Source organism: Bradyrhizobium sp. 1(2017), from assembly GCF_011602485.2.
Lineage (GTDB): Bacteria > Pseudomonadota > Alphaproteobacteria > Rhizobiales > Xanthobacteraceae > Bradyrhizobium.
This window is the reverse complement of record NZ_CP050022.2, coordinates 3,289,078-3,307,594: the sequence shown is the minus strand read 5'-3', so window position 1 is coordinate 3,307,594 and position 18,517 is coordinate 3,289,078. Positions and strand designations below refer to the sequence as shown.

Annotated in this window: 21 protein-coding genes; 18 read left to right on the top strand and 3 right to left on the bottom strand. The window is 62.0% G+C overall.

All coding sequences use genetic code 11. The features are described from left to right. Window positions 1–308: 308 nt before the first annotated feature. A complete protein-coding gene (locus tag HAP40_RS15310) occupies window positions 309–3,365 on the bottom strand; it encodes an efflux RND transporter permease subunit (protein WP_166817033.1) in 3,057 nt (1,018 codons plus the stop codon). Continuing rightward, complete coding sequence (locus tag HAP40_RS15305; RefSeq protein ID WP_166819491.1) at window positions 3,362–4,438, bottom strand: efflux RND transporter periplasmic adaptor subunit; 1,077 nt, start codon at window positions 4,436–4,438, stop codon at window positions 3,362–3,364. Before HAP40_RS15305 ends, HAP40_RS15310 begins: the two co-directional genes overlap by 4 nt. A gap of 513 nt (window positions 4,439–4,951) precedes the next feature. Between HAP40_RS15305 and HAP40_RS15300 the strand changes: the two genes are divergently transcribed. The 7 genes from HAP40_RS15300 (at window position 4,952) to HAP40_RS15270 (ending at window position 9,774) form a co-directional block, all read left to right on the top strand. Next, window positions 4,952–5,449, top strand: coding sequence for a Na+/H+ antiporter subunit E (locus HAP40_RS15300; RefSeq protein ID WP_166817034.1), 498 nt, complete (start codon window positions 4,952–4,954; stop codon window positions 5,447–5,449). Then, on the top strand, window positions 5,442–5,732 hold the full coding sequence (locus tag HAP40_RS15295) for a monovalent cation/H+ antiporter complex subunit F (protein WP_166817035.1): 291 nt from the start codon (window positions 5,442–5,444) through the stop codon (window positions 5,730–5,732). Before HAP40_RS15300 ends, HAP40_RS15295 begins: the two co-directional genes overlap by 8 nt. Next, window positions 5,729–6,022 (top strand): monovalent cation/H(+) antiporter subunit G, encoded by a 294-nt coding sequence (locus HAP40_RS15290; RefSeq protein ID WP_166817036.1) that lies wholly within the window; start codon window positions 5,729–5,731, stop codon window positions 6,020–6,022. Before HAP40_RS15295 ends, HAP40_RS15290 begins: the two co-directional genes overlap by 4 nt. Further along, window positions 6,019–6,966 carry a hydrogenase subunit MbhD domain-containing protein gene (locus HAP40_RS15285; RefSeq protein ID WP_334271002.1) on the top strand — a complete coding sequence of 316 codons (948 nt, stop codon included), beginning with the start codon at window positions 6,019–6,021 and terminating at the stop codon, window positions 6,964–6,966. The genes HAP40_RS15290 and HAP40_RS15285 overlap by 4 nt, the downstream gene beginning before the upstream one ends. Continuing rightward, entirely contained in the window at window positions 6,963–7,304 is a 342-nt protein-coding gene (locus HAP40_RS15280; RefSeq protein WP_166817037.1) for an NADH-quinone oxidoreductase subunit K, read from the top strand. Before HAP40_RS15285 ends, HAP40_RS15280 begins: the two co-directional genes overlap by 4 nt. A gap of 56 nt (window positions 7,305–7,360) precedes the next feature. Then, entirely contained in the window at window positions 7,361–9,085 is a 1,725-nt protein-coding gene (locus HAP40_RS15275) for a complex I subunit 5 family protein (RefSeq protein ID WP_246741094.1), read from the top strand. A 185-nt stretch (window positions 9,086–9,270) separates the two neighbouring features. Continuing rightward, entirely contained in the window at window positions 9,271–9,774 is a 504-nt protein-coding gene (locus HAP40_RS15270) for a DUF1269 domain-containing protein (RefSeq protein WP_166819492.1), read from the top strand. 58 nt (window positions 9,775–9,832) lie between these two features. Here HAP40_RS15270 and HAP40_RS15265 read toward each other — a convergent pair whose 3' ends face one another. Further along, window positions 9,833–10,546, bottom strand: coding sequence for a Bax inhibitor-1/YccA family protein (locus tag HAP40_RS15265; protein ID WP_166817039.1), 714 nt, complete (start codon window positions 10,544–10,546; stop codon window positions 9,833–9,835). Between the two features lie 239 nt (window positions 10,547–10,785). Here HAP40_RS15265 and HAP40_RS15260 point away from each other — a divergent pair, with 239 nt between their 5' ends. The 11 genes from HAP40_RS15260 to HAP40_RS15210 all read left to right on the top strand — a co-directional run bounded on the left by HAP40_RS15260 (window position 10,786) and on the right by HAP40_RS15210 (window position 18,483). Beyond that, window positions 10,786–10,998 (top strand): DUF6894 family protein, encoded by a 213-nt coding sequence (locus HAP40_RS15260; protein WP_166817040.1) that lies wholly within the window; start codon window positions 10,786–10,788, stop codon window positions 10,996–10,998. Window positions 10,999–11,155: 157 nt separating this feature from the next. Further along, window positions 11,156–11,479 (top strand): hypothetical protein, encoded by a 324-nt coding sequence (locus HAP40_RS15255; RefSeq protein WP_246741095.1) that lies wholly within the window; start codon window positions 11,156–11,158, stop codon window positions 11,477–11,479. A 22-nt stretch (window positions 11,480–11,501) separates the two neighbouring features. Then, a complete protein-coding gene (locus tag HAP40_RS15250) occupies window positions 11,502–12,617 on the top strand; it encodes an AI-2E family transporter (RefSeq protein ID WP_166817041.1) in 1,116 nt (371 codons plus the stop codon). A 23-nt stretch (window positions 12,618–12,640) separates the two neighbouring features. Continuing rightward, a complete protein-coding gene (locus HAP40_RS15245) occupies window positions 12,641–12,799 on the top strand; it encodes a hypothetical protein (protein ID WP_166817042.1) in 159 nt (52 codons plus the stop codon). A 144-nt stretch (window positions 12,800–12,943) separates the two neighbouring features. Continuing rightward, the gene (locus tag HAP40_RS15240) at window positions 12,944–13,246 is read left to right on the top strand and encodes an urease subunit gamma (protein ID WP_166817043.1); all 303 of its coding nucleotides are present in this window, start codon (window positions 12,944–12,946) and stop codon (window positions 13,244–13,246) included. 20 nt (window positions 13,247–13,266) lie between these two features. Beyond that, window positions 13,267–13,704 (top strand): urease subunit beta, encoded by a 438-nt coding sequence (locus HAP40_RS15235; RefSeq protein WP_166817044.1) that lies wholly within the window; start codon window positions 13,267–13,269, stop codon window positions 13,702–13,704. Between the two features lie 46 nt (window positions 13,705–13,750). Continuing rightward, a complete protein-coding gene (locus HAP40_RS15230; RefSeq protein WP_166817045.1) occupies window positions 13,751–15,472 on the top strand; it encodes an urease subunit alpha in 1,722 nt (573 codons plus the stop codon). Window positions 15,473–15,479: 7 nt separating this feature from the next. Continuing rightward, window positions 15,480–16,172: an urease accessory protein UreE gene (gene ureE, locus HAP40_RS15225; protein WP_246741096.1), complete on the top strand. Its 693-nt coding sequence runs from the start codon at window positions 15,480–15,482 to the stop codon at window positions 16,170–16,172. Then, window positions 16,156–16,875, top strand: coding sequence for an urease accessory protein UreF (locus HAP40_RS15220; RefSeq protein ID WP_166817046.1), 720 nt, complete (start codon window positions 16,156–16,158; stop codon window positions 16,873–16,875). Before ureE ends, HAP40_RS15220 begins: the two co-directional genes overlap by 17 nt. A gap of 19 nt (window positions 16,876–16,894) precedes the next feature. Continuing rightward, window positions 16,895–17,536 carry an urease accessory protein UreG gene (gene ureG, locus HAP40_RS15215; RefSeq protein ID WP_166817047.1) on the top strand — a complete coding sequence of 214 codons (642 nt, stop codon included), beginning with the start codon at window positions 16,895–16,897 and terminating at the stop codon, window positions 17,534–17,536. Further along, window positions 17,533–18,483, top strand: coding sequence for an urease accessory protein UreD (locus HAP40_RS15210; RefSeq protein ID WP_166817048.1), 951 nt, complete (start codon window positions 17,533–17,535; stop codon window positions 18,481–18,483). The genes ureG and HAP40_RS15210 overlap by 4 nt, the downstream gene beginning before the upstream one ends. Window positions 18,484–18,517: the final 34 nt, after the last annotated feature.

The following is an 18,517-nucleotide window of genomic DNA, read 5'->3' as shown; positions in this document are numbered from 1 at the left end:
ATGCACTACACCATCAGGTAGCATTCTGGCCGGACTGAATTCGCGAATGTGTGAGATGAAATCCGGAGATACCATTATGCAGTTTGTGCCAGCCCCGCAGTGAAAATCAAAAGCAATGCAACAAATACTAAAACTGCCTTAGATGGTTCACAAGCTGCTGCTCGTGCGAGCGCATCAATGCTGACACACGATCGAGTATCACGCAGGAATCGTTGGCACCATTGCCGGACCGTCACAACTGTCGGACAACATGCGTTACCGGTCGCTGCGACTGCGCGCTGGACTTCTTCACCTCGCCGCATGGACGCTCAAGGTGGCGTTGATACGGCCGGAGCATCGGCTGGCCCCTTGTTCCCGAACCAGGTCACATAAAGGGTCGGCAGGAAAACCAGCGTCAAAACGGTCGCGACCAGCAGGCCGCCCATGATCGCAAAGGCCATCGGTCCCCAGAACACCGTCGGGGCGATTGGTATCATGCCGAGGACCGTGGACACGGCCGTCAACATGATGGGACGGAAGCGGGAGCTGCTCGCATCCACCGCGGCTTCCCAGGGCGTCTTCCCTTGAGCCCGCTCGGCTTCAATCTGACCGATCAGGATCACCGCGTTCTTGCTGATCATGCCGATCAGCGCCAGGACGCCGAGAATGGCGACGAAACCCAGGGGTCTGCCGAAAAGCATCAGCGCCGCAATGACACCTATCAAGCCGAGCGGCGCCACGCTCACGACCATGAATAATCGTGCGAAGCTCTGCAGCTGAACCATGAGAATCGTGAACATCACGAACAGCATCAAGGGTATCACAGCCATGACGGAAGCTTGCGACTTCCGGCTTTCTTCCACGGTGCCGCCGACAACCACATCGTATGATGCGGGGAGCGTCTTCTTCAGATTCTCTATCGCGGGCGAAAGCGAGTCCACCACCGCGTCCGGCAGTGTGTCGCCGGCGATGGCAGCTTGGACCGTCAGTGTCGGAACGCGGTCACGTCGCCAGATCAGAGGAAATTCCTGGTCATACTCGAAGGTAGCAAACTGACTGAGCGGGACCGTTTGCCCGCCCGGCAGCGGCACCTGCAAGGTCCGCAGGTTGGCCAGCGACACACGCTCTTCGTCGGTTGCGCGCGCCAACACGTTGACCAGATAGATATCGTCGCGAACCTGGGTAACCGGGCTGCCGGATATGACGGTGTTCAGGACGGTTGCGATCGCCTGCGAGCCGAGCCCGAGAAGACGCGCTTCATCCTGATCGACGCGAATACGCACCTGGCGGTCGGGCTCCATCCAGTCGAAGTTTACCTGCTTGGCCTGGGGATTGGCGGACACGATCTGCGCCACCTTGAGCGCGATCTCACGGACCCGCCCTATGTCAGGACCGCTGACCCGATACTGCACCGGCCATCCAACCGGGGGGCCGAGCTCGAGCGGAGAAATGTACGAAATCGCGTTTGGAAACTCCTCGGCCAGGAATTTCTCAAGTTTCGCATGCAAGCGCTCGCGAGCCGCGACGTCTTTTGCAACGACAATCGCTTGCGTGAAGAAATCATTGGGTAGCTGGACATTAAGTGGCAGATAGAAGCGAATGGCACCGCGACCCACGTAAGTGCTCCAGTGCGCGACATCCGGATCTCCTGTCAACTTCGTGTCGAGGCGTTTGGCGGCCGTTTCGCTCGCATAGATCGATGAGTTCTGCGGCAGGCTGAGATCGACAAGCAGTTCCGGTCGATCGGACGACGGAAAGAACTGACGCGGGATGAGAGGGAGCGCGAGAAGGGATGCGACGAACAGCGCCAGTGACACGAGGATCGTCAACCATTTTGCCCGCATCGCGGATGTGAGGAAGTTTCGATACAGCCGGTAGATCCTGCCGGGCGAATCGGCGTTGTTCTGCTTTGGCGGAACCAGAATGACGGCGCCCAGCAAAGGCGTGAAGATGACTGCAACGAACCAGGACACGAGCAGTGCGATGGTGACCACGGCAAACAGCGAGAAGGTATATTCGCCCGCCGAGCTGGCGGCAAAGCCGACCGGAATGAACCCGGCAATCGTCACCAGCGTCCCCGCCAGCATGGCGAAGGCGTGGGTCCGGAATGCGTAGGTCGCAGCCTCGACCTTGCTACCGCCCTGTGCCAACCGCGTAAGCGTGGCGTCGGTAGTCGTCATCGCGTCGTCGACGAGCAGGGCAAGCGCAATGATCAGCGCACCAAGGGATATTCGCTGCATATCGATGCGGGCGAGCTCCATGATCGGAAACACGATCGCGAGCGTCAATGGAATCGCAAGCGCGATAATGAGGCCGGGACGTACGCCGAGACTGATGAAGCTGACGGCGAGAATGATCGCGATCGCCTGCAGTAGCGACGTCATGAACTCGCCGATCGCATTGTGCACGACGACCGATTGGTCCGCGACCAGGCTCGGCTCGATGCCGATCGGCAGATCCGTAGTGATCTGCTCCATTGCCTTCTTGATATTTGCGCCGAGCGCGAGAATGTCGCCGCCCTCCCGCATAGAAATGGCAAGCCCGATGGCCGGGTGGCCGTTGATGCGAAACATCGGCTGGGGTGGGTCGGTATAACCGCGCCGCACCCGCGCGATGTCGCTCAAGCGGAGCATGCGACCACCTGCGGCAAAGTTGATGTTGGCAATGTCCTGCTCGGACGAGAAGCCTCCCGACACCCGAAGCGAAATGCTTTCGGAGCCGGTCTGGATCATTCCGGCCGGCCGCACGAAGTTTTGCGCCTGCAGCGCCGCAACCAGAGCCGATCGATCGACCCCCAGAGTCGCAAGCTGCTGCTTGGAAAACTCGACGAAAATCACTTCGTCCTGCGCGCCCAGCAGCTCGATCTTTGACACGTCACGCACAAGAAGCAGCCTGGAGCGGATATCCTCGACACGGTCGCGCAGTTCGCGCTGTGTGAAGCCGTCGCTGGTAAAGCCATAGATTATTCCGAACGTGTCGCCGAAATCGTCGTTGAAGCCGGGCCCGATAACACCGGCAGGCAGCGTGTGGCGCATGTCGCCGACAGACTTCCGGACCTCATACCAGGTGTCGGAGACTTGCTTGGCACTGGCACTTCCTTGCAGATTTACAAAGATGGTCGTGACGCCTGCCCGGGTGAAGCTGCGCAGAAAATCCAGATGAGGCGTTTCCTGAAGCTGGCGTTCGAGCCGCTCCGTCACCTGCTTCATCGTTTCTTCGACGGATGCACCCGGCCAGGCAGCCTGAACGACCATGGTCTTGATGATGAACGCGGGATCCTCGTTCCGGCCGAGCCGGTAATAGGACAGCACGCCGGCGACCACTGCCACGATCATCATGTAGACGACGAGCGAGCGGTGCCTGAGGGCCCAATCGGAGAGATTCATGGCTCTGCCCCGAGCACCCGGACCTTTTGACCCGGATGAAGTGCCTGGACTCCGGCCGTGACGATTATTTCGCCGGTATCAAGTCCCTGGGAAATAATCGCTTGCGCCTCGTCGAACCGCGCCACATCGACGTTGCGGATTGAGACCGTTTTGGCCGATGGATCGACAACCCAAACGGCGGGCTGCTGATTCATCTTGGTCAAGGCCGTCGCCGGAATGTCGATCATGGGCCCCGCATTCGTTTTGACCCGCCCCACGACGGTCGCACCGAGTCGCATCGCGGCCGGTGGATCCGTCAGCCCGACCTTGACCTCGAAGGTCCGGGTTACAGGACTGGCTTGCGCGGCGACTTCCCGGATACGGCCTTGTGCCGTTATCGTCGGGTCATCCGCGAGACTGACAGTGATTTGCGGATCGGCCGATCCCGACCGGATCAATTGGGCGGGAACATCAAAGACCGCGTCGCGGCCATCCTGTCGGGCAATCCTGGCTATCATCTGCCCGGCCTGGACGACTTCGCCGGCACCAGGCCCCGTCGCGGTGATTACGCCCGGTGCATCGGCCTTGACTTCGGTGAAGCCGACCAGGTCGTGTGCGGAGTTGAGCTGAGCTTCGGCTGCGTCCACCTGGGACTGCGCGGTCTGTTGGGCCTGGGTTGCCGCATCGAAATTGGCGCGCGTGGTCCATCCCTGTCCCAGCAAGGTCTGCTGGCGATCGAAATGATTTCGCGCCTGCGTCAGCTGGCCCTGAGCGGCGGCAAGGGCGGCTTGCGCCTGTCGCAGCGCGTTCAGCTCGTTCTGTGGCTCCAATCGCGCCAATACCTGCCCGGCCTTGACGCGGTCGCCGATCTTGGTGTCGTTCGCCGAAAGGCGCCCCGAAATCCGGAATGCGATGCTCACTTCATCTTCGGCTTCGATTCGGCCGCTAAAGGTCAGCGGTGTTGACGTCTCGCGCTTCTCGACAGTCACCGTCCGTACCGCGCGCGGTGTCGGCGTAGTCGCCGTTCCCGCGTCTCGGTTGCAGGCTGCCAACACGAGTGAGGATAGCGCCGCCATGAGCACCCCCTCGAGCATGGATCTTGGTGTCGTTCGGCCGCCGGCAATAGCCATGACTACCCCTTCGAATTCCGCAAGCTTCGCCCGGCCGGTCAACTGCATCAGAGCGACAGGTTAGCATTCGGGCGAGATTGGAGTTCTCAGCATCGCCACCCAGTACTTTTGCCCAAGGAATAGGTCCCAGGTATCAGTAAATCTACCCGGTACTGGCGGATGTAATCGTGGTCTGCCGCGTTGAGCCAAATCAGGCAAACGCCCGTCGCTCGGCCCAATTGAGGCCGCCGATAGTGGCGAAAATCTCCTAGGGGATTCCTTGGCCTTGATCAGGCAATCACCCGATATCCCGGAATCCACTGAGAGCGCATGGTGCAGGCTTCAAGCAAGGTGATCGCGCGATGCAATGCTGGTGGAACTCGTGGCCGACAGCCGTCGAAGCCGTCATGGCGTGATGACGGAAGAGTCCCCGGGTGGGCGCCGCAACTGGCGCTCGAATGACGCTTCAATCGACTCGATGGACCAGGGAGGTTTCAGATGCCCGGGGGCGTCCATGAACATGCGGCCGCGGTGACGAGCGCAGCATCGCGCGCGGTATGGTTTCTCTGCCTCTGGCTCGTGCTTGCCGGCGTCGATCCCGTCGACCTTCCTGCCGCGGCAGCAGCGGTTATCGCGGCAACCTGGACGAGCCTGCGCCTCCTGGCGCCCGGCACCCAGCGCCGCTCGCCGATCGCCATGGCACAACTAGCGTTGCGCTTTTTCTGCGAGTCCGTCGTTGCCAGTGTAGATGTCGCAAGGCGCGCGCTCGATCCGCGGCTGCCCCTGCACCCGGGGTTCGTGCTCTACCCGACCGAGCTTCCACGTGGTGAGCGTCGCAACGTGTTCGCCACGCTCACCAGCCTGTTGCCTGGTACTGTGCCAACCGGAGATGAAGAGGAGCAGCTCATCTACCACTGTCTCGATGTCGGGCAGCCTATCGCGGCCCAGCTTGCAGCGGAGGAAGCTGCGTTGGCCCGAGTGCTCGACGGTGGCTGAGTTCCTGACCGCTGCCCTCGGCTTCATTCTCGTGATGGTCGCGCTTGGGCTCGTGCCCATTCTGCGGGGCCCTGGAGACGCCGACCGCATGATGGCAGCGCAGTTGATCGGGACCGGAGGTATCGCAGCCTTGCTGCTGCTCGGCACGGTGACGGGCGTGCCCGCAGCAATCGACGTCGCGTTAACGCTCGCACTTCTCGCCACCTTCGCTTCCATCGCCTTTGTCAAGAAGGGGCGCGCCCATCTTGAAGCTGACGAGGCCGCGTCAGGGGAGGATCGATGAGCTTCGCACTCGACACGATGACGATTGTCGCCGTTTCGGCCGGCGCGTTCTTTTTTCTCGCTGGCACGGTCGGCCTGCTTCGTTTCCCGGACACTCTGACGCGCCTGCACGCACTCTCCAAGGCCGACAATCTCGGCCTGGGTCTCGTCGTGCTGGGGCTTCTCCCGCAGGCTGGAAGTGTACGCGACGGGTTGAAGCTCCTCAGCATCTGGCTGCTCGGGCTGCTGGCCGGCGCGACGGTCTCCCAACTCATCGCGCGCACTGCGCGTCAGGACGAGCCAACGAGATGACCTTCGCAACGTTCCTCGAGATTATGCTCGCGGCCGTGGTGTTGGGGCTGGGAATCTGGACGATCGTAGCCCGCGATACTTATGCGGCGGCCGTGGGTTTCATCGTTTACGGGCTCCTAGTGGCGCTCATTTGGGTGCGTCTCGACGCGGTCGATGTTGCCTTGACTGAAGCTGCAATCGGCGGAGGACTTGGCGGCGTGCTGCTGCTGGGTGCAGCCGCGCGACTGCGGGCGACCGAGGTGATGGCTGCGGCGGAAGTACCCGGCAAGGGCGTGCGCCTTGGCGCGGCGGCGCTCTCCGCGGCGGTCGCGGCGGCGATCGCAAGCGCGGTGCTGCAATTGCCCGAACCTGCACCCACGCTCGCGCCGGCGGCGGTTGCGAATGCCTCCGCGACGGGCTTGGCCAATCCCGTCACCAATGTGCTCATGGCGTTTCGCGCGATGGATACCATGCTCGAAAAAGTCGTACTCCTGCTGGCGATCGTAGGTGTCTGGTCGCTTGCATCGGACCGCGCCTGGGACGGACGCCCCGGACCACGCCATCGGTCGGATCCACGCGGGATCCTCGCGTTTCTGGCTCGCTTGTTGCCGCCAGTCGGCATCGTCGTGGGCATCTATGTCTTCTGGACGGGAGCCAACCACCCTGGGGGAGCCTTTCAGGGCGGCGCAATTCTTGCGGCCATGTGGCTGTTGGTCATCATGGCAGGATTGGCGGACACGCCACCCGTAAGCAACCGATTGCTGAGGCTCGTCCTGATCGCCGGCCCCGGCCTGTTCCTTCTTGTCGGCCTCGGCGGCATCCATTTTGGTCCGGCATTCCTCGGCTATCCACCGACGTTCGCCAAGCCACTGATCCTGGGCATCGAGGTTGCCATGGTCCTGACGATCGCGGCGACACTCGGCCTGCTGCTCGCCGGTGCACCGGAACGGAGCACGGAGCCATGAGCGGCGTCACGGTGTTCGGGTTGTGCGCTGCAGCCGCAGTCGGGCTCGGGCTCTATGGCCTGATCACGAATCCGCAACCGCTTCGTAAGGTCATCGCATTCAATCTTCTGGGCAGCGGCGTATTCCTCCTGTTCGGCATCGTCGGACGGCGGGGGGCGGCAGCGGGCTTTGGCAACGATCCGGTGCCGCAGGCCCTGGTGATTACCGGGGTCGTCGTCGCATTTTCCGCAACCGCGTTGACGATCGCCCTGTTGCTGCGGTTGTTCCAGACTTCCGGCTCCACGTCGCTGCGCGGTGGCGAGCCCACGCGCGTCGGCCCCGATCCGTCCGGTGGCTGATGCTCCCCCCTGACGCAACGTCGGCTGCCGAGACGACCACAGGTGGTCTCCTGCTCGTGCTCTCGATCGTCGTCCCGGTCGCGGGCATTCTGCTGGCTTTTGTTCTTGGCGTCCGCTACGTCCGGCTGGTCGTGCTCGCAGCCATTCCGCTTGGGCTCGCGATTGCCGCCGCTATCCTCCTCGCGCTACCACAGCATGATGGCCCGCTCTCTTATCTGCTTGGCGGCTGGACGCCACCGCTGGGTGTCGCGCTACGGGCGGACGGATTGTCAGCGGTGATGCTCGCGGCGACGGCGGTCGTGATCTCCGCAGTGGCCATCTTCGCTACAACTGACTTTGGTCCCGCGACGACGCAAGCGCGTGCATCGTTCGCGTTCTGGATCTTGCTGCTGGCGATCTGGGGGGCGCTGAACGCAATTTTCGTCGGTGGGGATCTCTTCACCCTCTATGTTGCCCTCGAATTGCTGACATTTGCCGCGGTGCCGCTGGTCTCGCTCGATGGCCGACCGGAGACGCTGCGCGCCGCCATGCGATATCTGCTCTTTGCATTGCTCGGTTCGGTCCTCTACTTGCTGGGCACGGCGCTGTTCTATGGCCTCCATGGCACACTTGACATCGTGCTGCTGTCGCGACGCGTTGGGCCAGAGCCTGCTGCGCTTGTTGCCGCGGCATTGATGACAACGGGCCTTCTGGCGAAGACTGCGCTTTTTCCGCTGCACCTTTGGCTACCGCCCGCCCATGCTGGCGCGCCGGCCGCCGCCAGTGCCATCCTGTCCGGCCTAGTCGTGAAGGGGTCCTTCTTCATCATTGTACGGCTTTGGTTCAACGTCATGCCCGGCCTGCCTGGTTTCGCCGCATCACAGCTGCTTGCTGCGCTGGGAGCCGCAGCAATCGTGTTCGCCAGCATCGTCGCGCTGCGACAGGAGCGCCTCAAGCTTTTGATCGCATATTCGACGCTGGCCCAGATCGGATATCTCTTCCTGATGTTTCCGCTTGCATTCGATGCTTCAGGCAGGCTTGAGAGTGGCGACGCGTTGGCGGGCGGCCTGCTGCAGGCGATCTCTCATGCGACCGCGAAGGCAGCGATGTTCATGGCCGTCGGATCAATCTACGCGGCGCTCGGTCACGATCGCATCGCGGAGCTGCGCGGGGCCGCGCGGGCCCTGCCCTTAAGCGTCCTGGCCTTTGCATTGGGCGGCGTCGCCTTGATGGGCATACAACCAAGTGGTGCATCCCTCGCGAAGGACCTGTTGCTCCAGGCGGCGGCCGACAAGGAGCAGTGGTGGTGGGTGGTCGTGATCCAGGTTGGCGGAATGTTTACGGCTGCCTACGTCATGCTCGTCCTCGCGTATGCGCTCGCACCGTCAGGTCAGTCGCTTGCCTCGGCTGGTCCTGTCACGCCGCGCATTCGGGACATGGCGCCGCTTCTTCTCGCGCTATGCTCATTGCTGCTCGGCCTGTTGCCCTGGGAGCGGTATCTGCCAATCAGCTACGAAGGCAAATCGGGTCTCTTTATCCCTGAGATGCTATCCAAATTACTTCTGCCGATCATGGGAGGCGCCGTATTGGCAATCCTGCTTAGTCCCTGGCCGCATCCGCACACGTCTTCGACCGCCTGGAAGCCCCTCATGCGACCGCTCGGTCCTTTCCGACGCACTTGCCTGGCATTCGGACGGATTGTCGAGGGGGCGAACGAGGTCCTTTGCCAGTGGCCGGTGGCCAGCATCTGCCTTCTGATGCTGGCGCTGCTGCTCGGCGCGCTCATGTTCCTGGCTCCCTGAGCAAACGATCGCATGAGTCGGTGGCCTGCCGGGCGAGTAGAAGAATTCTCCGGTTCGGATGATCAGGAACATTCATCCCGGCGCCTCAGGGTTTCCTCCGATGCCGCGCGCGCGGGCCGATAGTTAATCTCAAGACGTGCGCCTAGCAGCCGCATTGGCCGAGCGCGATCCAGCAGGAGGTGTCCATGTCCGATCTAGTAGCGATCGTGTATCCGTCCGAAGCGAAAGCCGAAGATGTACGTCAACGCCTCTTCAAATTGCAGAAGGAGTATCTGATCACCATCAGCGACGCGGTGATCGCAGTCAAAACCGACTCCGGCGGCATCAAGCTCAATCAGCTCGTCAACACGACCGCGGTCGGCGCGATGACGGGGAGCTTCTGGGGGCTCCTGATCGGTGTGCTGTTCCTGAACCCGATTATCGGTGTTGCAGTGGGCGCTGCATCCGGCGCGCTCGGCGGCGCGCTGTCCGATTTCGGCATCGACGACGCCTTCATGAAGGATCTGTCCAAAACCCTTCAGCCCGGCAACGCGGCGCTGTTCGTCCTGATCAAGCACATGACTGCGGACAAGGTCCTCAAGGAAATCAAGGACGCCGGCGGGATCGTGCTGAAGACCTCCCTGGACGAGACCAAGGAAAAAGTGCTGCGCGACGCGCTCGCCAGCGAGGCGGCGCGCCCAGCGGCTTGAAGCGCGGCGATCGCCTCGCGTAGCGTCTTCACGCGATCGGTTGTCGTACGCTGATCTGTCAACGCCGGCCGCCGAAGAGGCGCAGCATCATCATGAAAAGGTTGATGAAATTAAGGTAGAGCGACAGCGCGGCGATCACGGACTTGCGGCCGGCGGAGGTTTCGTCATCCCTGCTGTCGTACATCGCCTTGATCCGCTGCGTATCGTAGGCTGTGAGGCCTGCGAAGACACCCACACCGACGATCGAGATCAGCCAGTCGAGCCCGGTCGACCGCAGAAATAGGTTGACCAGGCTCGCGATGATGATTCCGATCAGGCCCATGAACAGGAAGGTGCCGAGGCCCGACAGGTCGCGCCGCGTCGTGTAGCCAAAGACGCTGAGCGCGCCGAACGTCGCGGCTGAGATGAAGAAGACGCGGGTGATCGAGGCACTGGTATAGATGTGGAACAGGGTCGAGAGCGATACGCCGACCAGCGCTGCATAGACAAAGAACAGGAGGCGCGCTGTTGCCACCGACAGCGTATTGATACGCGCGCCGATGAAGAACACCAACCCCAGCGGCGCCAGGATGAAGACCCACATCAGTGGATTTTGAAGTAGTTCCGGGCCGGTAAGCTGGTAGGTCAGCCACGCGACGACAGCGGTGAGGCCGACGCCCGCAGCCATGTAATTGTAGATGCGCATCATGTAGTTGCGCAGCCCGGCGTCCACCGCGATTGTGCCGCGGCCGGTCGCGCCGGAGGTAGTCAGCTTCTGATCAAAATTTGACATCGCTTGCCTCCTCCTGAACTCGCGGACCAGGCCACGCTATCCCCGTTGCCCACGCGGCGGCATCGGACATTCACCCGAGTTCCGGCTGCGATAATCACGTATTCCGTGGCAGTTCAGGCAGCTTTCACGGCAGATAAGAAGTGCAATCCGGAACTGCCGCGTACGTCTCATCCCTTTGGATGGCGCTCCTTACGCCGTTGTCACTTGGAAGCCGGCCGTGGCCCGGCTTAACCGGTGGCATGCGCTTCTTCTTCCACATCGTCGACAAATACGGCCTCTCATCCGACGCGACCGGGTGCGAACACCCCGATCAGGATGCGGCCATCCTGCACGCCAGACACATCGCGGCCGAACTCGCGAAGGCTGGTGAATTCTTCCGCGCCGGTGTCGTGTTTGTGGCGCGGGCCGCCGTTCCCGCATCATCCTGCAGTCGTGATCCGGGTGCGACCTGACGACGGCTCACAGAAGCCGACGGCAGCCGATTTCCTGCCCAGGCTCCCTACAGAGAAACCCTGATGTGCGAGCGGGAAAGCCGCCTCTAAAGTCTTCACCAGGTGGTTGGCCACATCCGTGCCCGCCTCAGCCCGGATTGGAAGGCCGGCGTGCGTCATGGCTCCTTCGTCGAACGAGGCCGACTACGTGGAGGCGAACATGAAGACCCGGACTCTCTGCGGCGCTCTGATCCTGGCCGGACTAATGGCGGTTGCCGCGCCGTCGCCCCTGTCCCTGGCCCAGTCGAATGCTCCCGCCGCACCTGCGCCCACGGACGAGGTCAAGGGCGGGGCGAAGGGCGCGACGAAGACCGCGACGCCCAACACCAACATGACCCCGACCAAGCACCGTTACTGGCGTCATCGCGGCGGCACTCATCCGCACTTTGGCAGTCGGCGTGTCCGCACCCAGTCCCAAGCCCAACAAAAAGCGTCACAATAGATCCCGGCGGGTTGACTGACCAATGAACGACACGAGGGCGGGACAGGAGAGACACGGCGAGGTCGCGCTCCGCGATGATCCGGCCGATCATCCCGCACCCCGCAGCATGTTGGCGACGGGCCTCACTTTGCTCGCCGCATGCGTCGCGCTGTTCCTGGTCTGGCAAACGATGTCGAGCCTGCTTGTCCTGTTCGCAGGCGTGCTGTTTGCAGCATTTCTGGACGCCTCGGCGCGGGCGCTGGCGCCGGTTGTTCCGCTCAATCGCGCCTGGCGGCTGACGCTGGTGCTGTTGCTGCTTGCGGGCCTCACAGGATTTGGCCTTGACTGGGGCGCCGGCAAACTGCCGGAACAGACGCGGCTGCTGATCAAGGTCATGGATACCCAGCTCGACGTCGTGCAGGGGCACCTGTTGTCCTATGGCGTGGAACTGCTCGGGCCGGAAGGTGGCCGCAACTTCTCGCAATGGCTGCTCTCCGACCAGGGCAGGTTCCTCAGCCACGCCCAGTTCGTCCTTGGCGGCGCATCAAGCCTTCTGACCGGCGCACTCGTGATCCTGTTCCTCGGGATCCTCTTTGCCTTCGATCCGACCAGCCACCGCGACAGCTTGGTCATGCTCGTGAGGCAGTCCTACCGCGCGCGGACCCGCGACGTCATGGACGAGATGGGTAGCGTCATGCGGCTGTGGCTCGTCGGGCAGTCGATCCGCATCGTCCTCATGACCCTGTGCGTCTGGGTCGCGCTCTACTGGATCGGACTGCCTGGTCCCTTCGTGCTGGGACTCCAGGCGGGTCTCTCCAATTTCATCCCCTATCTCGGGCCGATCGTGGCCGCGATCCCGATCGCTCTTGTGGCGATGCCGCTCGGCGCCTCCCTGCTGATCTGGGCCGTCGTCATCTACACGATCATCCAGTCGATCGAGGGCTATGTGATCGGCCCGCTGATCCAGCGTCAGGCCGTCGAGATCCCTCCAGCGTGGACACTGGTCGCGATCGTCCTCCTCGGCGCGCTGTTCGGCGTCCTGGGCATCGCGCTCGCCATGCCGCTCATCGCGATCGGACGGGTCGCGATCCTCAGATTCTACGTCGAGGACTGGCTTGGCGATGATCGCAGGCAGAGATTCAATGGCGAGCAATCGTGAGTGGACGGCCATGAGTGAGATCGATGTGCAGCGGAGCGAGGGCGCGGAGCCTCCCTCGCCGCTATGTCGGGATCAAGCTCGCCGGACCCAATCTCGATCTCTATGGACAGATAGAGCTCGTCGTGCTGATCGCCCTCGCCGAGCAAAAGATGCGTCCGCGCGACAGCCAGTCCATCAGGTGATTTCCGACATGAACCCGAGGGAAACCCTGATTGACGCATCCAAGGGCGGCGCCCCTAAATGCAGGGGTGGCAAGTGTATATGCTCACGCAGTCCGCTTGCGCGCCTGCTCTTCCGCTAAGGCAGTCAAGGCTCAGGAGGATCACATGCAGCTCACTCCGAGGGAGTTCGATAAGCTGCTCGTCTACATGATGGCTGACGTTGCTTTGAAGCGAAAAGCCAAGGGCCTGAAGCTCAATTATCCGGAGGCCGTCGCTGTCATCTCGGCCGTCGCCCTCGACGGTGCACGCAGCGGGAAGACCATCGAAGACGTGACCAAGGACGCGCGGACCGCCCTTTCCAAGGCAGACGTGATGGATGGCGTCGCCGATCTCATTCCAATGGTGCAGATCGAGGCGGTTTTCACCGACGGCAGCCGCTTGGTCACCGTGCATACGCCGATCCAGTGAGTGTCTAACGGGAGGTTAACATGGCTGGACCAAAAGTGGGCCCCACTGTTGCTGCCGATGTCGATCCGGCCACAGTCGAGGTATCGGTCGGCGGTTATGTGTGCAGTTCGGCAGCGGTCACATTCGACGCCGACCGCCCGGTGACAACGCTCAAGGTGCGTAACGCGGGGGACCGACCGATACAGGTTGGATCGCACTTCCATTTTTTTGAAGTCAACCGCGCGCTGGAATTTGATCGCGCAGCAGCCTTCGGGCTGCACCTGAATATCCCGTCATCAACGGCAACGCGGTTCGAGCCCGGAGACGAACGCGAGGTTCAACTCGTCCCCTACGGCGGCAAGCGCGCGGTTTACGGCTTCAACAACCTCGTCGATGGCCCCACGGCAGGCAAGGACGCGGCCACGGTCAAATCCGAGGCGGTGACGCTGGCGTCGAAGCGGGGCTTTCGCTCCCGATAGAGGAAACGCCTGAGAGCCCGCCGAAACTCAATGAGCGAGGACCACCATGGCGACCATCTCTCGTCAAGAATATGTGGGTCTCTTTGGACCGACCACGGGTGACCGCATCCGCTTGGGCGATACCGGGCTGTTCGTCGAGATCGAGCGCGATTTGCGCGGCGGCTATGGCGACGAGATCGTCTTCGGCGGCGGCAAGAGCATGCGTGAGGGCATGGGCATGGACAATCAGGTGACGCGGGCGGGGGGTGCCCCTGACCTGGTGATCACCAACGTGACCGTCATCGACGCGGTGCTGGGCGTGGTGAAAGCAGATGTGGGCATCAAGGATGGCCGCATCTGTGCGATCGGCAAGGCGGGCAATCCGCAGGTCATGGATCGTGTTACACCAGGCCTCGAGATTGGCCTGGCCACCGACACCATCTCGGGCTCGCATCTGATCCTGACGGCCGCCGGCATCGATACACACATTCATTTCATTTCGCCGCAGCAGGCGGAGGCAGCGCTCTCAAACGGCACCACGACGTTGATCGGCGGCGGAACCGGTCCTTCGGACGGCTCCAACGCCACGACGGTCACCTCGGGTCCCGGAAACATCAGCATGATGTTGCGCGCGTTCGAGAGCTGGCCGATCAACGTCGGCATTCTTGGCAAGGGGCACGGACACGGCAAGGCGGCCCTGATTGAACAGATCGAGGCCGGTGCCGTCGGCGTGAAATGTCACGAGGACTGGGGCACCACGCCGGCGGTGCTTCGGTCCGCGCTCACCGTCGCAGACGAGACGGACACTCAAGTATGCATCCACACGGACACGTTGAACGAATCCGGCTTCGTCGACGATTCGATCGAGGCATTTGAGGGGCGGACGGTCCATTCGTTCCATACCGAGGGCTCCGGCGGCGGCCATGCGCCGGATATCATCAAGATCGCGGGACTTCCCAATGTCTTGCCGTCTTCAACCAATCCCACGCTCCCCTACGGCATCAATTCGCAGGCCGAGCTCTATGACATGATCATGGTGTGTCACCACCTCAGCCCCGACATCCCGTCGGACGTTGCATTCACCGAGAGCCGAATCCGCGCTGAAACCATCGCAGCGGAAAACGTCCTTCAGGACCTCGGCGTAATCTCGATGTTCTCAAGCGATTCGCAGGCCATGGGACGCATCGGAGAATGCTGGCTGCGCTGCATCCAGACCGCCGACGCAATGAAGACCGGGCGAGGCAAGCTGCCGGAGGATGCACCGGGCAACGATAATTTCCGCGTGCTGCGTTACGTGGCGAAGATCACGATTAATCCGGCGATCAGCCACGGTATTGCCGACGTGCTGGGCTCGGTCGAGGTCGGCAAGATCGCCGACCTCGTCCTGTGGGAGCCCGCATTCTTCGGTGCCAAGCCCAAGATCGTCATCAAGAACGGCTTCATCAGTTGGGCCGTGATGGGTGATCCGAACGCTTCACTGCCAACGCCGCAGCCCACATACTATCGACCGATGTTCGGCGCCTACGGAAGTGCGTTGGCAGCCAACTGCATCACGTTCGTTTCCGGCCTGGCGCATGCTGCCGGTGTCAAGGAGCGGCTGGGGCTTCGTCGGCAGGTGATGCCGGTGCGGAATGTGCGCAAGATTGGCAAGCGCGACATGATCCGAAATGCCGGAACGCCGAACATTGAAGTAAGCCCGGAAACCTTCGCTGTGACCGTCGACGGACAGCACGCCACCGTGCCGCCCCTGAAGACGATCTCTCTGAACCAAAAATATTTCTTCAGCTGAGGAGTGTATGGTGATCCTCATCAAGACCGTTCTGGGCAATATCGGTGAGCCCGCCTGGGCCGCACGTCTGTCCACCGCCAGCATCGACCTGATGGAAATCGACCAATGGGAAGCGCAGAAGAGCCGCTTCCGGAAGACGACCGCAAAGGGGGCAGAGATTGCAGTCTCAGTCGACCGCGGCACTCACATCCGCGATGGTGATGTGCTGCTCTGGGATGCGCAGGCTCTCTCGGCGCTCGTCGTACGAATCGAACTGCGCGACGTGATGGTCGTGCATCTGGATGGTCTGACGAGATTCGCTCCCGAAGTCGCAATGCGCACCTGCGTTGAAGTGGGCCACGCAATGGGCAATCAGCATTGGCCAGCACTGGTCAAGGACAACGTTGTCTATGTCCCGCTCACCGTCGATCGCAAGGTCATGACGTCCGTGATGAATACCCATCACTTTGAGGGGATTCGTTACGAGTTCGTGCCCGGCCGCGAGGTTGTTCCCTATCTCGCTCCACATGAATCACGCCGACTCTTCGGTGGCGCCGAAGGTCCTGTGCACTCCCATACACACGAGAGCTACGCCGGTATCGACGAGACTGGACATGCATACGGACATCCGCCGTTGCACGTCCACGCCCATTCGGGAGCCAGTTCTCAGGAACAGACATCGCCGGCCATGACCGGATCTGCGCATGATCATCGAGAGTGACGGCGACGATGCATCTGGAACTGCCGCCCTTCTCGCGCGGGCGCTGCAGTTTGGCGACTCGATGTTTCCCATCGGCGGGTTCTCGTTTTCGTCCGGCCTGGAATCGGCCATCCAGAAACGTGTCGTCATCGACGCGGCCACGCTTCGAGCGTTCACGCGCACTGCAGTCGAGCAGGCGGCGCGCGGAGACGGCATCGCGTTGATCGCCGCGCATCGCGCGGCAATTGCGGGCGACGTCGATGCCCTCGCCCGAATTGATTCGCAGGTCTATGAGCGCAAGCTTTCAGACGAGGCCCGGGCAATGTCGGTACGCATGGGCAAGAAGTTCACCGAGATGGGTGTGGAAGTGGTCGGCGCACCGCTGCTTCGTGCCTGGCGTCACTGCATTGAAACGTCCGTTACCCCCGGTTGCTACCCCATAGCCTTGGCAGTCAATTTCGCCGCACAAGGCCTGCCTGCCCGCCAGGCATTTGTCGTGCACCAGTATGGCGTCGCGGCAACGATCCTCGGTGCAGCCCTGCGACTGATGAAGGTCAGCCACATCGAGACGCAGAAGATTCTCTACGATCTCTCCGACCAGACAGAAGGGATGTACGTGACGGCCGCCGCGGCACGGCTGTCAGACATGGCGGGCTTTGCTCCGTTGACAGAAATCCTGGCCGCCATCCACACACGAGCGCATGTACGCCTGTTCATGAGTTGACGCGAATGGAGCTTCCCGAATGTCAAAGAGTATCACGCGCATCGGCATCGGCGGCCCGGTCGGGTCGGGCAAAACCGCGATCGTGGAAGCCATCACACCGCGTTTGCTCGATTTGGGCATCAAGGTGCTCATCATTACCAATGACGTGGTGACGACCGAGGACGCCAAGCACGTTCAGCGAACGCTCAAGGGTGTTCTGCTCCAGGAACGTATTCTCGGAGTTGAGACGGGCGCCTGCCCTCATACCGCGGTGCGCGAAGACCCAAGCATGAACCTCGCCGCCGTCGAGGACATGGAACGGCGCTTTCCGGACAGCGACGTCGTGCTGATCGAAAGTGGAGGCGATAACCTGACGCTGACCTTCTCGCCGGCACTGGTGGACTATTTCATCTATGTCATCGATGTCGCTGCGGGCGATAAGATCCCACGCAAGAACGGACCCGGGATCACGCATTCCGACATCCTCGTCATCAACAAGACCGACCTTGCACCCCACGTCGGAGCGAGCCTTGACGTGATGAAACAGGATTCAAGGATGATGCGCGGCAGCAAGCCGTTCCTCTTCACGAACTGCAAGAGCGGGGAAGGAATTCCGGAGTTGGTCGCCCTGATCGAACGGGAGTTTTTGTTCGATATCAATCCGCGGGCGCGGGCGTCATGATACCGACAGCCTTCCCTCCCTGGGCTCGCGCCGAAGCGCTCGGCGCATCGATGCCGGAGTTCGCCTCCTTCCAGGATGAGCCGCTGCAGATGAGGAGCGGCACAGTTGGCAAGACGGGCTTCCTGCGTCTTGGCTTCGAGCGCCGCTCCGGCCAAACGATCCTGGCGACCCTGGAACGCCGCGCGCCCTACATGGTGCAACGCGCACTGCATTGCGACGAGGAAATGCCCGGCCTTGCCTGCGTATTCCTGATCACCACCACGGGCTGCGTACTGCAGGGAGACAGGCTCGCTCTCGACGTCACCCTTGGTCCCCGCGCGCAGGCACACCTCACCTCGCAGTCGGCCACCAAGATTCACGGGATGGACGCCAATTACGCGGCGCAAATCCAGACGATTACGCTTGCCGATGAGGCATATCTGGAATTTCTTCCCGATCCCGTGATCCCGCACCGGCACTCGCGGTTTCTCAGTGACACACAGATCTCCGTCGCCCCGTCAGCAACGCTGCTTTTCTCGGAAGTCATTCAGCCAGGCCGCAAGCACCATCATCCGGATGAGTGCTTCGGAGTGAGCGTTCTGTCGCTATCCACGTCAGCTGTGCGGCCCGATGGTCGTTCGTTGTTCGCAGAGAAGCTGGTCATCGAGCCTCGGCGATATGTGATGCGGCAGATCGGCGTGATGGACTCCTTCGACGTGTTCGCCAACGTGATCCTGTGCGCTCCCAAAGACAAGGCCGAACGCATACACGAGCGTGTGGGAGCCGATGTGAATTTTGCGGAAGGCCTGGCGTTCGGCGCTGGTCGTCTGCCCAAAGATGCCGGCCTGATCTTCAAGGTGCTGGGTCGCGAAACTGCGCAGGTGAAGGCCAAGGTTCGCGAGTTCTGGGAAATCGTTCGTCAGGAGATCATCGGCGCCGCGCTACCTCCGCGCCATCTATGGCGCTAGCCGAGAGCGGGTGCCGACACCTCAGAGGAGGCAG